This is a genomic window from Paraliomyxa miuraensis (genome assembly GCF_026337845.1).
Classification (GTDB): domain Bacteria; phylum Myxococcota_A; class Polyangia; order Nannocystales; family Nannocystaceae; genus Paraliomyxa; species Paraliomyxa miuraensis.
In genome coordinates, this window is record NZ_JAOVZF010000152.1 from 174,811 (window position 1) to 190,329 (window position 15,519).

11 protein-coding genes are annotated in these 15,519 nt (G+C 69.5%); 9 read left to right on the forward strand and 2 right to left on the reverse strand.

Annotated features, from left to right (window positions below; translation table 11 throughout):
• Positions 1 to 158: 158 nt before the first annotated feature.
• Positions 159 to 1,553 (forward strand): sigma-54 interaction domain-containing protein, encoded by a 1,395-nt coding sequence (locus tag OEB96_RS20085; protein ID WP_266217966.1) that lies wholly within the window; start codon positions 159 to 161, stop codon positions 1,551 to 1,553.
• 73 nt (positions 1,554 to 1,626) lie between these two features.
• Here the strand turns inward: OEB96_RS20085 and OEB96_RS20090 are convergent, their stop codons facing one another.
• The gene (locus tag OEB96_RS20090; RefSeq protein WP_266217967.1) at positions 1,627 to 2,913 is read right to left on the reverse strand and encodes an FG-GAP repeat domain-containing protein; all 1,287 of its coding nucleotides are present in this window, start codon (positions 2,911 to 2,913) and stop codon (positions 1,627 to 1,629) included.
• Positions 2,914 to 3,035: 122 nt separating this feature from the next.
• On the reverse strand, positions 3,036 to 4,184 hold the full coding sequence (locus OEB96_RS20095; RefSeq protein ID WP_266217968.1) for a hypothetical protein: 1,149 nt from the start codon (positions 4,182 to 4,184) through the stop codon (positions 3,036 to 3,038).
• Between the two features lie 185 nt (positions 4,185 to 4,369).
• Here OEB96_RS20095 and OEB96_RS20100 point away from each other — a divergent pair, with 185 nt between their 5' ends.
• From OEB96_RS20100 to OEB96_RS20135, 8 genes are all read left to right on the forward strand, one after another.
• Positions 4,370 to 5,623, forward strand: coding sequence for an alpha/beta hydrolase family protein (locus OEB96_RS20100; RefSeq protein ID WP_266217969.1), 1,254 nt, complete (start codon positions 4,370 to 4,372; stop codon positions 5,621 to 5,623).
• Positions 5,624 to 5,864: 241 nt separating this feature from the next.
• Positions 5,865 to 7,316 carry a sigma-54-dependent transcriptional regulator gene (locus OEB96_RS20105; RefSeq protein ID WP_266217971.1) on the forward strand — a complete coding sequence of 484 codons (1,452 nt, stop codon included), beginning with the start codon at positions 5,865 to 5,867 and terminating at the stop codon, positions 7,314 to 7,316.
• Positions 7,317 to 7,369: 53 nt separating this feature from the next.
• A complete protein-coding gene (gene gspC / locus OEB96_RS20110; RefSeq protein ID WP_266217972.1) occupies positions 7,370 to 8,449 on the forward strand; it encodes a type II secretion system protein GspC in 1,080 nt (359 codons plus the stop codon).
• Positions 8,446 to 10,905 carry a type II secretion system secretin GspD gene (gene gspD, locus OEB96_RS20115; RefSeq protein ID WP_266217973.1) on the forward strand — a complete coding sequence of 820 codons (2,460 nt, stop codon included), beginning with the start codon at positions 8,446 to 8,448 and terminating at the stop codon, positions 10,903 to 10,905. The genes gspC and gspD overlap by 4 nt, the downstream gene beginning before the upstream one ends.
• 8 nt (positions 10,906 to 10,913) lie before the next feature.
• Positions 10,914 to 12,785, forward strand: coding sequence for a GspE/PulE family protein (locus tag OEB96_RS20120; protein WP_266217974.1), 1,872 nt, complete (start codon positions 10,914 to 10,916; stop codon positions 12,783 to 12,785).
• A gap of 5 nt (positions 12,786 to 12,790) precedes the next feature.
• On the forward strand, positions 12,791 to 14,038 hold the full coding sequence (gene gspF / locus OEB96_RS20125) for a type II secretion system inner membrane protein GspF (RefSeq protein ID WP_266217975.1): 1,248 nt from the start codon (positions 12,791 to 12,793) through the stop codon (positions 14,036 to 14,038).
• Positions 14,039 to 14,144: 106 nt separating this feature from the next.
• Positions 14,145 to 14,603, forward strand: a complete 459-nt coding sequence (locus OEB96_RS20130; protein WP_266217976.1) for a type II secretion system protein GspG — start codon at positions 14,145 to 14,147, stop codon at positions 14,601 to 14,603.
• A gap of 37 nt (positions 14,604 to 14,640) precedes the next feature.
• Positions 14,641 to 15,501: a pilus assembly FimT family protein gene (locus tag OEB96_RS20135; protein WP_266217977.1), complete on the forward strand. Its 861-nt coding sequence runs from the start codon at positions 14,641 to 14,643 to the stop codon at positions 15,499 to 15,501.
• Positions 15,502 to 15,519 lie beyond the last annotated feature (18 nt).

Here is a 15,519-nt window from a genome sequence, read left to right on the forward strand (position 1 = left end):
CGATGCTGGATCGCCGGACTGGGCCGGAGCTACCCTTTGCCGACCCCTGGGGGAGGAGCTCCGCACCGGCACCGATGCTGATTCGGGTTCGTTTGGCGCTTGGCGATGCGTCCGTTCGAGATCGTGTTCGTGACCTGCTCGCGGGTCCTCACTGCCTCGTGACCGCCGAGGATGCGAGTGCGCAGCGCTCGCTGCTGCAGGAGAGCTTCGACCTCGCGGTCCTCGATGCCGGGGCGGCCCTGGCCGACGGTCCCGCGCTGATGGCCGCGCTACGAGCGCTGCCCGATCGGCCCACCCTCGTGCTCCTCGAAGGGGGGCACGATGCGGCGCGCCGGGCGGTGTTGGTGGCCGCCGGGGCCGACGCGGTGCTCGACCCCGGCAGCGATCCCAACTCGCTGCATGCCGCCCTCGCCGCGCTGATCGAGCGCCGTCGCGAGCGCCGGCTCGAGCGTCACCGTGCCGCGCTGCGAGAGCGTCGTCAGCCCGTGGACCTCGTGACCACGAGTCCGGCGATGCACGAGGTGGTGGAGACGGCCCGACGCGTGGCCTTTGCCGACAGCCCGGCGCTGATCCTCGGGGAGACCGGGGCGGGCAAGGAGCGGATCGCCGCGCTCATCCACGCGGCGGGCCCTCGGGCCAAGGGCCCGTTCATCACCGTCAACTGTGCGGCGCTGCCGGCCGATCTGTTCGAGAGCGAGCTGTTCGGTCACGTCAAGGGCGCGTTCACGGGGGCGCATCGCTCTCACCGCGGGCAGTTCGAACTCGCCGATCGCGGAGTGCTGCTGCTCGACGAGGTGGCCGAGGTACCGCTCCACCTGCAGGCCAAGCTCCTGCGTGCGATCCAGGATCAGCAGATCCGCCCGGTGGGGGCCGACGAGCCCGTGTTCGTCGACGTGCGGATCGTGGCCGCGACCAACCGCGACCTGCGAGCCGAGGTCGAGGCGGGGCGCTTTCGCGGAGACCTCTACTATCGCCTCAGCGTGATCGAGCTGGTCGTCCCGCCGCTGCGGGAGCGACCCGAGGACATCCCCGCGCTGGCCGATGCCTACCTCGCGGTGCAGCGTCAGCAGCTCGGCCGCGACGTGCAGGGCTTCACCGAGGACGCGCGCGTGGCCCTGGTGCGCTATCCCTGGCCGGGCAACGTCCGCGAGCTGGTCAACGTGATCGAGCGCGCGGTGCTGCTGTGCCGAGGCTCGATGATCGACATCGGTGACTTGCCCGTGGCCATTGCACGCCATGGTCCCGCCTACGCTGCGCTCGAGGCCGTGCCCGACGCCCCGTTCGACATCCCGTCCGAGGTGCGTGCGCTGGTGGCCGACGCGGACATCAAGCTCCCCTCGGCCTGGGCGGAGCGCAGCTGGAAGGAGGTGCGCGCGGCGCTGTTGCTCGAGGGCGAGCGCGAGTACCTCACGGTGCTGCTGCGGCAGACTCACGGGCGCGTGGGCGAGGTGGCGCGACACGCCGGGATCTCCTCGCGTGCCCTGTTCGACAAGATGCGCCGTCACGGGCTGCGCAAGGAGGACTTTCGCGCGCCGCGAAAGCGGGCCAAGTAACCCAAGGCAGGCGGAGCCTGCCGGTAGGCGCCGCGAGGCGACGCTCCCGAAGGGGGCTGCCATGGTCAGCCTCTCAGGGAGTCGACAGCACCACCGTGACGATCTCGGCCGAGGTCGAGGTCGCTGCCAGATCGGGCACGCCGTCGTCGTTGACGTCTCCGGCCGCGAGCGCGGTGATCGGGGCCGCCAGCGTCAGCGACAGGCCCTCGGTGATCGTCCGCTCCGGCTCGATCACGAACACCCGCAGCGTGGTGTCGTCGGCGTGACCCACCGCGAGCTCGGGCCGCCCGTCGTTGTCGAAATCGGCCGCCACGAGGGTGCTGGGGGTGCTGCCCGTTCCGATCGTCGTCTCGCTCGTCGGGTTGCCGCGCTCGTTGCCCCACAAGACCCCGAGCGCATCGCTGGCTGCGCTCACGTAGGCCAGGTCGATCGAGCCGTCGCCATCGAGGTCGCCCGCGGCCACCGCTCGCGTCCCCGGCAGCCGCGCGATGGAGGGCTCTTGCGGACCGAAGGTCCCGTTGCCCAGCCCGCGCCGCAGGTCCACGCCCTGCCGAGCGCCGCCGTCCACCGCGAGCGCCAGGTCGAGCACCCCGTCTCCGTCCAGATCGGCGAGGGCCAGGCTCGTGACCGGCCCCAGGCTGCCAAACGGCGGCAGGGCCATCAGGCCCCCCATGCCATCGCCGAGCGTCACGTGCACGCTGGCATCGATCGTACCCACCACTGCGTCGAGCGAGCCGTCGCCATCGACGTCGCCGATCGCCAGGGCCCGGGGCTCGGCGCCCACGGTCACCGTGCTCGCCATTGCAAACGAGCCCGCGCCGCTGCCCAGCAGCAGGTCCAGCGCCCCGGCGGTCCGGCCCACCAACAGGTCGAGCTCGCCGTCGTCGTCGAGGTCGGCCAGCTCCATGCGCTGCGACACCACCGACGCATCGAACACCGCCGGCCCGAAGTTGCCCGCCCCATCGCCCACGCGCACGACCACCTGATCGGGGATGAGGTGCACCAGGTCGCCGCTGCTCGGGCCCGAGACGTCCCCGATCCGCGCCGAGTAGGTGGCGTCGTTGGCCATGACCACCGTGGTGTCCTCGAAGCACAGCTCGCCGGGAGCGGCCAGGCCATCGCCGCACGCGATCGGCAGCGGATCGCCGGTGCTCTCGGTGCTCGTACCGTCGAGCGTGCTCTGGGTCGTGGGGCCGGCGGTGGGATCGTCGGTCGTGCCCATGGTCGAGGTCGGCTCGGGCCCGGTCGCGGTGATCGAGCCCGATGGCCCGCTCGTCGTGCCCGCGGTACCGCTCGACTCGTCGTCGATCGGCGTGACCGCCTCCTCGAAGCAGCCGGCCACGAGCACCGCGGCGAGCATTGGTCCCAGGGCTCTGCTCGTCTCCCCCATGCAGGGCCAAGGGTACCGCGGCCGGTCGCGCCGTCGGGGGCCGTGGTCGCGGCAACGGCGTGCGCACACGCGCCCGCGCGCTCCCGAGCGGGTCAGCCTCGCGCCTTGGTCGGGTCCAGGAAGCGCACGATCCGATACGCCTGATAGCTCTGGCCGGGTTGGCTGGGTACCTGCGCGTAGGCCTCGAACACCACGGCATCGAAGTGTTGCTGCAGCTCGGGGAAGCGGCGGCGCACCTCCTCGACGAGCGCATCGGCGTCGCGATCGAGCAGCTCCTCCACCAGTCCCTGGGGGCTGACGTACTTGATGACGGGCGAGATGTCGCGGCGGGTGGCGACCAGCGACAGCCCCTCGATGCGGAACCGAGCGTCGCCCACCGTCCAGATCCCCGTCTCGGCCGCGAACAGGCGGTCGCGCTGGATCGCCGCGAGCTTGTCCTCGATGCGTGCGTGCATGGCCGAGGTGATCGAGGCCCCGCGATCGCTGAGGGTCTGCGCCAGGCCGAGCAGCAGGTAGCCCATCACCACCTTCTGCTGCGACATGTACACGTCGCCCATCATCTCCCAGCCGACCGCGTCCTTGCCCTGCCAGGTGGACGGGTTGACCTGGATCCCCAGCAGGTGCCAGTGCTCGCCGCGCTGACGCAGCTGCACGGTGATCGCCTGCTCGGACTCGCTCCCCGGCGCACCCTCGGGTGCACGCAAGACCACCACTGCCACGTCTTCGCCGCCGGCGTTGACCATGAGCGTGAAGCGTCGCGGGTCGTCGGGGGCGCCGCACTGGACCCGGGCCAGATCGTTGGCCCCGCCGCTCAGGTCCACCACGTGCACCGATTCCAGCTGAGGCTCGCCGGAGGTGCCCCGCAGCCGGTCGCGCATCGACGACAGCGCGTCCATGAACGGCTGGCGCTGATCGTCGCGACGCGCCTGCGGGTGCAGCTCGTCCCATAGCGCGTCCGTCTTGCCGTCGTGCAGGGCTTGCACGAGCACCCGGGCCTGGCCCTCGACCGCCGCGCGCACCGAGGGGTCGATGGTGTGGCCGGCTTGGCACGCGACGGCGATGGTGCGGGAGCCACCGCCGGGGTCCGCGGCGACCGAGCCCGGGTCGCCCGCAGCCGCGGACGAGGTCGGGGTCTCGGTCGAGCACGCCAGGCACAGGGCGACGGCGGCGAGTCCCATCCCGAGACGGGGGCCGAAGCGGGTACCGAAGCCGAGGCCGAAGCTGGTTGGAGCGGCGGGCATCGGCCCGCTTCTAGCACGGGCTGTCGCACTTCCGGGATCGGTTGGGGACCGGTTGGGGACCGGTGACGGGTCGTCCACAGCGGGTCGTGCCGCGATCCGGGCAACTGGCCGGTCGATGGGCTATAGTGCGAGGACGCGGTCGAATCGGCGTTCTACGAAGGAGCGCCCTCGTCGCCGCCTTTCGCATGTCCGACTCGAGCTCGACCGCTCTCGATCCCGTCCTCGACGCCGACGTCGAGGTCACCGACGTGGTGGCCAACGACGCAGGGCCGATGCGAATGCTGCCACAGATGCTCGGTGGTCTGGCCACCACCGGGCGTCGACGTCGGCGTCTCGCGTCGTGGCTCGGCCAGCGCAGCGACGACGTGCTGCGCCGAGTGCTGCGGGGGCTCTACCTTCGCAGCGGGATTCCGTACATGTCGCCGGCCGAGCTCGAGCGAGCGTTCGCCATGCTGCGGGTCTACATGGACCCGGCCGTGCTGGCCGAGCCCGATCGCATGCTGGCCCCGCCCGCGCGCCTGCCCGACGTGCGCGCGTGCTGGCGTCGACCGGTACGCGGAGGCCTGCACTCGCACCTGGTGTTCGATACCCCCTACGAGCCGATCCACCGGCTCTACGCAGCGGAGTATCGCCGCTACGATCGGCTCGACACGGTGCACCTGTTCTCGTGGACGCATGCTCGGCCAGCCCCGGCGTCGATCCTGGTGACCCACGGATGGGGCGTGGGTCGCAAGCAGATCCACCAGTGGGAGCTGGGGCTCGACTACTTGTTCCGCGAGCTGGGGCTCGACGTCTACTACTACGTGATGCCGTTCCACTGGCTGCGGCGGCCGAGCGCGGCGCGGTTCTCCGGCGAGCTGCATCCGTCGCCCAACCTGATGCGGACCAACGAGGCCTTCGTCCAAAAGACCATCGAGCTGCGCGCGGCCCTGCGGTGGATCAAGGCGCGCAGCTCGGGTCCGCTGGGCATGATGGGCAGCAGCCTCGGGGGCTACACCACGGCCTTGCTGGCGTCGCTCGAGGACTCGCTCGACTTTGCGATTCCGGTGCTGCCGCCCGCATCGCTGTCGGATCTGTTCTGGGACGCGGGGCAGGGCGATCCGGTGCTGCGCAAGGTCAGCGACATGGGCATGACCCGCGAGCGCTTCGCCGCCGCGTGGGCGCTGCACTGTCCGCTGACGTATCGGCCCAAGGTGCCATGGCGCGGGCGCCTGGTGGTGGGCGCGGCCGGTGACAACCTCGTGACCCCCGAGCACACCGACGTGCTGTGGGAGCACTGGGGACGACCGCGGCGGTTCGAGTTCGCCGGAGGGCACATCCTGCAGGTGTTCCGCACCGACTACCACCGCGAGGTCGGGCGGTTCCTCGCCGAGCTCGGCGTGATCTCGGGCGAGCGCATCGAGCCGAGTCGAGGGCCGCTGGCGCCTCGCTTCGGGTGAGCGAAGGTCACGGCGACCGGGCAACGGGTGGGGCCTGCGGGCAACGAGGGCGGTGGCCGTCGCCAACGGCGCTCACCACCCCGTCCAGCCGCGTTGACACCTTGTCACGCCCCGCTCGACACGGTGACATTCGGGCGCCCTCGCGCCCCGGTTCCGAGGTACAACCTACCAGGATCACACTGCTCCCGCCCAAGGCGCGCTTCTTGCTGACCTCGGGCCGAACCCTTCGGAAGCCCGACCCATGATCAGCCCCGCGACCCCGTCGTCTGCCGCGCCCACCATCCTCGTCGTGGACGACGAAGCCTCCATCGTCGACGCGCTCGGCAAGGTGCTCCAAAAGGAGGGCATGACCGTGCTCCCGGCCGGCAACGGTCGCGAGGCGCTCGACCTCGTGCGCACGCGACCGGTGGACGTGGCCATCACCGATCTGCGCATGCCCGGGATGGGCGGCGACGATCTGCTCAAGGCCATCAAGGCCATCACCCCCGAGGTCGAGGTGATCGTGATGACCGCCTACGGCACGGTGGAGACCGCGGTCGAGGCGATGAAGCGCGGGGCCTACGACTTCATCAGCAAGCCGCTCAAGCGCGCCTCGGTCGTCGCCACCGTTCGCAAGGCGCTCGACAAGGCGGCGCTGCTCGCCGAGAACCGCGACCTGCGAGCGCGGCTCGAGGCGGCGACCACCCGCGAGATCGTGGGCAACAGCCAGGTGATGCGGGCCACCCTCGAGATCGCTCGGCAGGCCGCCAACAGCACCGCCACCGTGCTGCTGCTCGGCGAGAGCGGCACCGGCAAGGAGCTGCTCGCCCGCTACATCCACCGTCACAGCCCGCGCGATCGCCAGGCGTTCGTGCCCGTCAATTGCGCGGCGCTGCCCGAGTCGATCCTCGAGTCCGAGCTGTTCGGGCACGAGAAGGGCGCCTTCACCGGCGCGGTGCGCTCGCGGGAGGGCCGCTTCCTCGAGGCCGACAAGGGCACCCTGTTCCTCGACGAGATCGCCGAGATCACGCAGACGGTCCAGGTCAAGCTCCTGCGCGCCCTGCAAGAGGGTGAGATCGAGCCCGTGGGCGGACGCACCACCAAGGTCGACTTTCGCCTGGTCTGCGCGACCAATCGTGACCTCACCGAGGAGGTCAAGACCGGCAACTTCCGCGAGGATCTCTTCTATCGTATCAACGTCATCCCCATCCGCATCCCGCCCCTGCGGGACCGGCTGGAGGACGTCCCCCTGCTCGGCGAGCACTTCCTTCGCATGTACGCGGCCAAGCACGGCAAGGCAGTCGACGGCTTCACCGACGAGGCGCTGCACCTGATGGGCAACTACGGCTGGCCGGGCAACGTGCGCGAGCTCGAGAACGCGGTCGAGCGGGCGGTGGTGCTGTGTCGCGGCCCGCAGGTCGGCGCCGACGACCTGCCCCCCGAGCTGCGCGACCCCTCGGCCGGCCACGGGCGACAGGTGACGTTCTCGGTGGGGACTCCGCTCGAGGAGGTCGAGCGCCGGATGATCCTCGAGACCCTCAAGTTCACCCGCGGCGACAAGCGCCTCGCGGCCGATCTGCTCGGCATCGCCACCCGCACCATCTACCGCAAGCTCGAGTCGGGCTTCATCTCCGAGGAGTCGTTCCGCTCGGCGCCCGCACGCAGCGGCGACGAGCCGCAGCCCGACAAGGGCGGCGACGGGGTGCTCCACTAGTCCTCGATCCTGGTCTTGGCCCCTGCCTCCAACTCCCGCCCACGGTCACCGTCATGGAAGCGCTCTTCAAGAAGTACTTCTGGGTCATCAAGACCCTGGGCATCGCCGTCGCCTGCGGGTTGGCGGCGAGTGCGGTGACCACCCAGATCGGGGCGAGCATGCTGTTCGACGCCGAGGCTGACGACGAGGACGAGGCCGACTCGGACGGCGAGGACGACGGCGAGGACGACGGCGACGAGGACGGCGCGACCAAGTCCAAGACCAAGACCAGCAAGAGCCGGGGCTTTCGCTTCGACGAGGACGCGTTCGGTGGCAGCAGCACCACGAGCAAGTCCAAGGACAAGGAGCGCGTGGGCGAGCGGATCCGCAAGCACAACGTGTTCTGCCCCACCTGCGCGCCGCCAGCCGAAGAGGTTCCCGTCGCCGACGCCGGGCTCGATGACAGCGGTCGACCCACCGGCCCGCTGCTGTCGCCCGGCGAGACCAAGTCCAAGCTGCCGCTGCGCCTGGTCACCACCATGGAGGCGGTCGAGCCCGAGGACTCGCTGGCCACGATCCTCGACACCGAGGTGGGCGTGGCGGGCCTGTTCGGGCGCGGCGACCTGGTGCGCAAGGGCGTGGAGGTGGTGGGCGTCGAGCAGGGGCTGGTCCACCTGCGCAACAACGCCGCGCTCGAGTACATCGAGATCGGCGACGACGCGCCGCCCCCACCGCGGGCCACCACCCCCGCCAAGGACGACGAGGGCAAGGACGCGCCGCCCAAGAACGACCGTGCCATCGAGGGCGCCGAAGAGGCGATCAACTGCCCCAACGAGAACACCTGCACGGTCGATCGCGCCTTCGTCGAGAAGCTCATGGCCAACCCGGCCCTGCTCGCCAAGCAGGCCCGCATCGTGGCCAAGCAAAAGGACGACGAGGTCGTGGGCTACAAGCTCTACGGCATCCGTCGCGGCTCGCTCCCCAAGCTCCTGGGCCTCAAGAACGGTGACATGATCACCGCGGTCAACGGCGAGGAGCTCAAGTCCATGGACAAGGCCATGGCGCTCTACACCAAGCTTCGCCGCGCTTCGAACCTCTCGGTCTCGATCGAGCGCAAGGGCAAGACCATCAACAAGGACATCCAGATCCAATGACTTCTGCCTCGAGCTTCCTGCGTCGCGCCTCCGTGGCGCTCGCACTGACCGTCGCCGGCGCGCCGTCGATCTCGAGCACGGCCCTGGCCGCTCCGCCCACCACGCGAGGGAGGCCCACGCCGCCATCCACCATGCGACCGGGCACCGTGCCCTCCCCCCGGGCGGGCTCGGGCTCGAGCGGGGGCTCGGTGGGCGGAGGCGCCGAGCTGTCCGGCGACGAGGGCGGGGTGGGGCACAACACCTGCCGCAAGCAGCCGCGGGGCGCCAAGTTCCGCATCACCCTCCCCAAGGAGGCCGAGCTGCAGGACCTCGTCAACTGGATGATGAGCATCTCCTGTCAGAAGTTCATCCTCGACCTCAAGGCGCGCGCGGGCAAGGTGACCATCTTGTCGCCCGAGCCCGTGTCGATCGACGAGGCCTACGCGGCGTTCTACGCCGCGCTGCAGACGATGGGGCTGACGGTGGAGCCCTCGGGCAAGTACTTCAAGATCGTCGAGACGTCCGAGGTCAAGGGGCGCACCCTGCCGGTCTACGGTCCGGAGTCGCGAGCGCCCAACAACGATCGCTACGTCACCCAGCTCTACCGCACCAAGGGCGATCCCAAGGACGTGGTCGACCTGATCAACAAGCTCAAGTCCAAGCAGGGCAGCGTGGACGCGGTGGGCGACCTGGTGATCTTCACCGACACCGGCGCGAGCGTGCGACGGCTGCTCAAGATCGTGCGACAGGTCGACGAGTCGGACACGCGGCTCGAGAAGATCTTCTTCTTCCAGCTCCAGTACGCCGACCCCGAGGAGACGGCCGAGATGATCCGCGAGATCTTCGGCGAGGGCGAGGCGGGCAAGGGCACCAAGGGCAAGGCCACGGCCAAGGACGCGGGCGAGCCCGGGTTCTCGCGGGTGATCGTCGACGATCGCACGGGCACCCTCATCGTGGTCGCGCCCGAGGCCGACTACGAGGTGATCCGGCGCTTGGTCGAGCGGCTCGACGTGCCGCTCGCCGGCGGCGGTGGTCGCATCAACGTGGTCAGGCTCAAGAACGCCGACCCCGAGGAGGTGGCCAACGTGCTGTCGCAGCTCGGCCAGGGCGGAGGCGGTGGTGGTGGCGGTGGCCGCGGTGGTCGAGGCGGCAACCAGGCCAACGCCGCGCCGGCGGCGGCCGCCGCCGAGCTGTTCTCGGGCGAGGTCAAGATCACGCCCGACCCGTCCACGCGCTCGCTGGTGATCCTGGCCTCGCAGAGCGACTTCCGGGCGCTCAAGGAGGTCATCGACGTGCTCGACGCCGAGCGCAAGCAGATCTACATCGAGGTCTACCTGCTCGAGCTGTCGCTCAGCCGCAAGATCCAGGGCGGCGCATCGGCTCACTTCGGCGCCAACGTGCCCGTGGGCGACGTCGCCGGCACCTCGGGCGATGGCCTGGGGTTCGTGGCCTCGTCGCCCGAGGGCAAGAACTCGGTGCTGCTCGATCCCTCGCTGCTGAACGGGATCGCGGCGGGCGTGCTGGGCCCGCAGGTGCAGGGCTCGGGGCAGTTCCTGGGCCTGGGCCAGGACATCCCCGCGTTCGGTGTGATCATCCAGGCGGTCGCCGACGACACCGACGTCAACCTGGTCGCGCAGCCGCACCTCTATACGGCCGACAACCAGGAGGCGAGCATCGAGGTCGGTCGCAACGTTCCCACCCAGGGGGCGCTGGCGTTCCCCGGCGGCGGTCAGGGCGGCGGGCTCGTTCCCGTGCAGTCGGTCAACCGGCAGGACGTCAGCCTCAAGGTCACGATCACGCCCCACGTCAACGACGAGAAGACGGTGACGCTCGACATCGAGATGGAGAACAACGACATCGAGGCCACCAGCCCCACGCTGGGCGTGACGACCACCAAGCGGCGGCTCAAGCTCGACAAGGTGCTCGGTCGTGACGATCAGCCGATCGTGCTCGGCGGGCTGGTGCAGGAGGTCGAGCGCGAGAGCACCTCGGAGGTCCCCGGGCTCGGCAAGATCCCGCTGCTCGGCTGGCTGTTCAAGCGCAAGAGCAAGCAAAAGGAGAAGATCAACCTGATGATGGTGCTGGTGCCGCACATCCTCGAGACCCCGGAGGACGCGCGGCGGATCCACAAGCAGCGCATGGAGGAGCGCCTCGAGTTCCTCGAGCGCGAGTCGGCGTTCGAGCGCAAGGACCTCAGCACCAGCGTCAACTACCGCAAGAAGAGCGGGCTGCTCGCCACGGTCAACCAGGAAGCCGATCGCATGGTGATCGAGGAAGCGCTGACGCGTGCGGCCGAGGAGGAGCTGCAGCAGCAGCAGATCACCGGTGAGCTGGGTCTGTCGCCGAAGCTCTACGAGGACGAGGAGGAGGACGAGCCCTCGCCCTCGTCGCCCACCACCACGCCCACGCCACCCAAGCCCCCGCGCGGCACCCGGCCGTCCTCCGGTGGTCGCACGCCCAGCCCGCGGCCGCAGTGAGCCTCGCCATGCAAGCCAACCCGCATCCGGCCGCCGTCCTCGACGCAGCGATGCCCGCCGCACCGCGCCTGCCCCCGCAGGGGCTGCGCCCCGACTCGCGTCCGCTGGGCGAGCTGCTGATCGAGCGGGGCTTCGTCTCGCCCGATCAGCTGGCCGAGGCGCTCTCGGTGCAGCACCTCGAGGACGAGCGGGTCGGGGAGACGCTCGTGCGGCTCAAGCACTGCAGCGACTGGCAGGTGTGCCAGGCGCTCGCCCAGCAGTTCGGGCTGCCCGCGCTCGAGTCGCTGCCGGCGGCCGAGATCGAGGACGAGCTGGTCGAGCAGCTCCCGATCGCCTACGCCCGCGCCAACATGCTGCTGCCGCGTCGTCTCAGCCGTTCCGAGGCGGGGGACCTCGGCGCGCTGCAGGTGCTGGCCTCCGATCCCACCAAGCTGCTCGACCTCGACGATCTGCAGCAGGTCTACGACGCGGTGGTCGAGGTGACGCTCATGCCCCCCTCGGCGGTGGGCGAGCTCATCAACGCGATCTACTCCAAGCGGACCAAGGACGTCGATCTCGAGAAGAAGGACGAGGCGTTCGACGAGGAGGACGAGGACATCCTGCACGCCTCGGCCGAGGACGCGCCGATCATCCGCTTCGTCAACAGCCTGATCTTCAACGCCAGCAAGGAGAAGGCCTCCGACATCCACATCGAGCCGGGCGATCGCGAGATCATCGTGCGCAACCGGGTAGACGGCGTGCTGCACGAGGTCAGGCGCGCGCCCAAGGCCCACATGGCCAGCGTCGTGGCGCGCGTGAAGATCATGGCGGGCCTCAACATCGCCGAGAAGCGCCTGCCGCAGGACGGCCGCATCCGCCGCAAGATCGCGGGCAAGGAGGTCGACATGCGCGTCGCCACCGTGCCCACCGCCCACGGCGAGCGCATCACCATCCGCTTGCTCGACAAGTCGGCCATGGCGCTGTCGCTCGATGCGATCGGGATGGCGACCGATCACCTTCGCATCGTCAAGGAGGTGATCCATCGCCCGCACGGGATCTTCCTGGTCACCGGTCCCACCGGCTCGGGCAAGACGACCACGCTCTACTCGTGCCTGGCCACGATCAACCAGCCCAACCTCAACATCCTCACCGTCGAGGATCCGGTGGAGTACCAGCTGGCCGGGATCTCGCAGGTGCAGGTGCAGCCCAAGATCGACCTGACCTTCGCCAGCGGGCTGCGCTCGTTCCTGCGTCACGACCCCGACGTCATCATGGTCGGCGAGATCCGTGACCTCGAGACGGCCGAGATCGCGATCCAGGCCTCGCTCACCGGCCACCTGGTGCTCTCGACCATCCACACCAACGACGCCGCCACCGGCATCACGCGCCTGGTGGACATGGGGGTCCAGCCGTTCCTGGTGGCCTCGTCGCTGGTGGCGCTGCAGGCCCAGCGCCTGCTTCGCCGGGTGTGCCCGTTCTGCTGCCAGCCGCACACGCCGCTGGCGGCCGAGCTCGAGGACCTGGGCATCGACGCCAAGCGCTTCTTCGCGGGGGAGGACTGCCTGCACCAGCCGCTGCGCGACGAGGAGGGCAACGCGCTGCCGGTCGTGGTTCCGCAGGGGCGCAAGGCACCGCCCACCGGCACGGTGTGGGGCCACAACCCGCACGGCTGCGATCGCTGCAGCGGCACCGGCTACTCGGGCCGAACCGGCGTGTACGAGCTGCTCACCATCACCGAGGAGGTGCGGCGCCTCGCGATCCGCAACGCCGACGCGGGGCAGATCAAGCAGGCCGCGGTCGAGCAGGGCATGCGAACGCTGCGGGATGACGGCGCGCTCAAGGTGCTGCAGGGGCTGACCACGATCGAAGAAGTCATGCGCGTGACCGCGGAGGAGGCCTGACGTCGATGCCGGCGTACGCGTACACGGGCCTGTCGGCCAAGGGCAAGAACGTCAAGGGGGTGGCCACCGCCGACAACGTCGCCGCGCTCAAGGCGTCGCTGCGGCGCGACGGCATCTACCTCACCGCGGTCAACGAGACCACCGCGGCTGCGGGAGCCGCCGCGAGCGCGAGCGGCGGGGCCGACCGCGAGATCGACCTGGCCAAGCTGTTCGATCGCGTGACGCCCAAGATGGTCGCCAGCATGACCCAGCTGCTGGGAACGCTCTTGCAGGCGGGGGTGACCCTGCCCGAGGCCCTCGCCGCGCTCACCGATCAAGTCGAGAGCCAGCGCTTCAAGACGGTGCTCACCGACATCTCCGAGAAGGTCAACCAGGGCTCGTCGCTGGCCGACTCGATGGCCGCCTACCCCAAGGTGTTCCCGCAGCTCTACGTCAACATGATCCGCGCGGGCGAGGCCTCGGGCGCGCTCGAGACGGTGCTGTTTCGCCTCAGCGAGTTCCTCGAGAAGCAGCTCGAGATCAAGAACAAGATCAATTCGGCGATGCTCTACCCGGTGGTGCTCGCGATCCTCGGCGCCGCGATCATCACGCTGCTGATGGTGGGCATCGTTCCCAAGATCACGGGCATGTTCGAGGACATGAGCGCCGAGCTGCCGTGGAACACCAAGCTGCTCATCTGGATGTCGGACACCATCTCGGGCTACTGGTGGGCGATCCTGCTGCTGATTTGGTTCCTGGGCTGGGCGTTCGCCCGCTGGCGTCGCACGGAGGCGGGTCGCTGGGCCGGCGACGCGATGGTGCTGCGGCTGCCCGTGGTCGGCGAGCTGGTGCGCAAGATCGCGATCTCGCGGTTCTCGCTCACGCTCTCGACGCTGCTGTCCTCGGGCGTGCAGCTGCTGCACGCGCTCGACATCGTCCGCACCCTGCTCGGAAACGTGGTGCTCGAGGACGTGATCGCCAAGGCGCGCGATAGCATCCGCGAGGGCGAGAACATCGCGCCGGCGCTCAAGCGCAGCGGTCAATTTCCGCCCCTGGTCACGCACATGATCGCGGTGGGCGAGCGCTCGGGGCAGCTCGAGCAGATGCTCGGCGACGTCGCCCGCACGTATGATCGCGAGACCAACACTTCCATCCAGCGCCTCACCGGCCTGCTCGAGCCCCTCATGATCGTGTTCATGGGGGTCGGCGTGGGCTTCGTCGTGGCGTCCATCATGCAGCCGATCATGATGCTCACGGAGATGGCCGGAAGCTAGCGTGCGAGCCATGCTAGGAGCCCGAGCGCCGTCCACCACACCAACGACCACCGAATCACCCCACCGAGACTCACCCCGGATTCAGGGAAGACCAAAAGGAGCACCCATGCAGACTTCCAACCTCGCTCACCGCCGCCACCGCCGCCACCGCTTGGGCCTCGTGGCCCGTGCCCAAGCCCACGGACAGCTGGGCATGACGCTCATCGAGATCATGGTCGTCGTCGCCATCATCAGCCTCGTCATGGGCGGTGTCGGCATCATGGCCTTCAACCGCTACCAGGACGCCCAGCGGCAGAACACGAAGACCGAGACCATCACCATCCAGGGGGCGATCGAGCAGTACCGCACCGCCAAGCGCGGCAAGTGCCCCAAGACCATGCAGGACCTCAAGGCCGCCGGCTTCATCTCGAAGGTGGCCAAGGACGCGTGGGGCAACGACTTCGAGTTCAAGTGTCCCGGCGAGAAGAGCAGCATCGACGTGATCTCGCCCGGCGAGGACGGCGAGATCGGCACGGCCGACGACATCACCAACTACGGCGAGGAAGGCGAGGGCGAGGAGGGCTGAGCGCTCGCCACCGCAGACCGTCGCGTCCATCGAGACCATGGCCACCTGCTCTCCAGCCTCGGCCGCCCCTGGCGGGCTGTCTGGCACCCACCATCATGATGGGCGCCAGCGGGGCCTGACGCTCATCGAGATCATGATCGTCATCGGCGTGCTCGCGCTGATGGTGGGCATGGTGACCATCGGGTTCGGGGCGGGGCGCAACGCCGAGGTCTCGCGCACGACCACGCAGGTCGCCAACCTGGTGCGCTACGGCTACGACAAGGCGCGCGTGACCGGCGAGTACTATCGGCTGCTCATCAACCTCGACGAGAACACGATCTCGCTGCAGCAGGGTGACGACCGCATGTACCTGCCGGCCACCGATCGCGACGGCAAGCTCTTCGAGGTCGACGAGGCCAAGGCCGCCGATCAAGCCGATCGCGATCAGCGGGCCGAGGAGTCCTACAACCGCTCGGTCCAGGCCCAGGTCTACGGGGGCGGCTCGGGCGGCGACGGTGGCGGCGGAGACGAGATCGATCCCTATCGGGCCTCGCGCAAGACCGTTCCGCGGCGTAAGCCGCCGCTGTTCGAGAGCTTCGAGGACGAGAACGCGCTGTCCGATCTGGCCAAGCCGATCAAGCTGCCCGAGGGGGTCAAGATCACCTACGTGCGCACGGCCGATGACGTCGAGGCCGTCACCCAGGGCGAGGCGAGCCTGTTCTTCTTTCCGCGCGGGCGCACGCAGGAGGCCCACATCCAGCTCGAGGACGAAGAGGTCGAGGCCCGCTACACGATCAAGGTGCAGCCGCTGACGGGCCGCGTGACGATCGTCGATGGTCACGAGGACCTGGTGCTGCCCGATGACGTGCTCGACGACGAGGGCGAGCTCGGCAACCGCCTCGAGCGGAGGACTTTCTAATAATGGCCCCCCCGCAAC

Coding starts and splice junctions, on each gene's coding strand:
- OEB96_RS20090 (WP_266217967.1), bottom strand. CDS start 2,913: ATGCTCGCCGCGGTGCTCGTGGCCGGCTGCTTCGAGGAGGCGGTCACG.
- OEB96_RS20095 (WP_266217968.1), bottom strand. CDS start 4,184: ATGCCCGCCGCTCCAACCAGCTTCGGCCTCGGCTTCGGTACCCGCTTC.
- OEB96_RS20100 (WP_266217969.1), top strand. CDS start 4,370: ATGTCCGACTCGAGCTCGACCGCTCTCGATCCCGTCCTCGACGCCGAC.
- OEB96_RS20105 (WP_266217971.1), top strand. CDS start 5,865: ATGATCAGCCCCGCGACCCCGTCGTCTGCCGCGCCCACCATCCTCGTC.
- gspC (WP_266217972.1), top strand. CDS start 7,370: ATGGAAGCGCTCTTCAAGAAGTACTTCTGGGTCATCAAGACCCTGGGC.
- gspD (WP_266217973.1), top strand. CDS start 8,446: ATGACTTCTGCCTCGAGCTTCCTGCGTCGCGCCTCCGTGGCGCTCGCA.
- OEB96_RS20120 (WP_266217974.1), top strand. CDS start 10,914: ATGCAAGCCAACCCGCATCCGGCCGCCGTCCTCGACGCAGCGATGCCC.
- gspF (WP_266217975.1), top strand. CDS start 12,791: ATGCCGGCGTACGCGTACACGGGCCTGTCGGCCAAGGGCAAGAACGTC.
- OEB96_RS20130 (WP_266217976.1), top strand. CDS start 14,145: ATGCAGACTTCCAACCTCGCTCACCGCCGCCACCGCCGCCACCGCTTG.
- OEB96_RS20135 (WP_266217977.1), top strand. CDS start 14,641: ATGGCCACCTGCTCTCCAGCCTCGGCCGCCCCTGGCGGGCTGTCTGGC.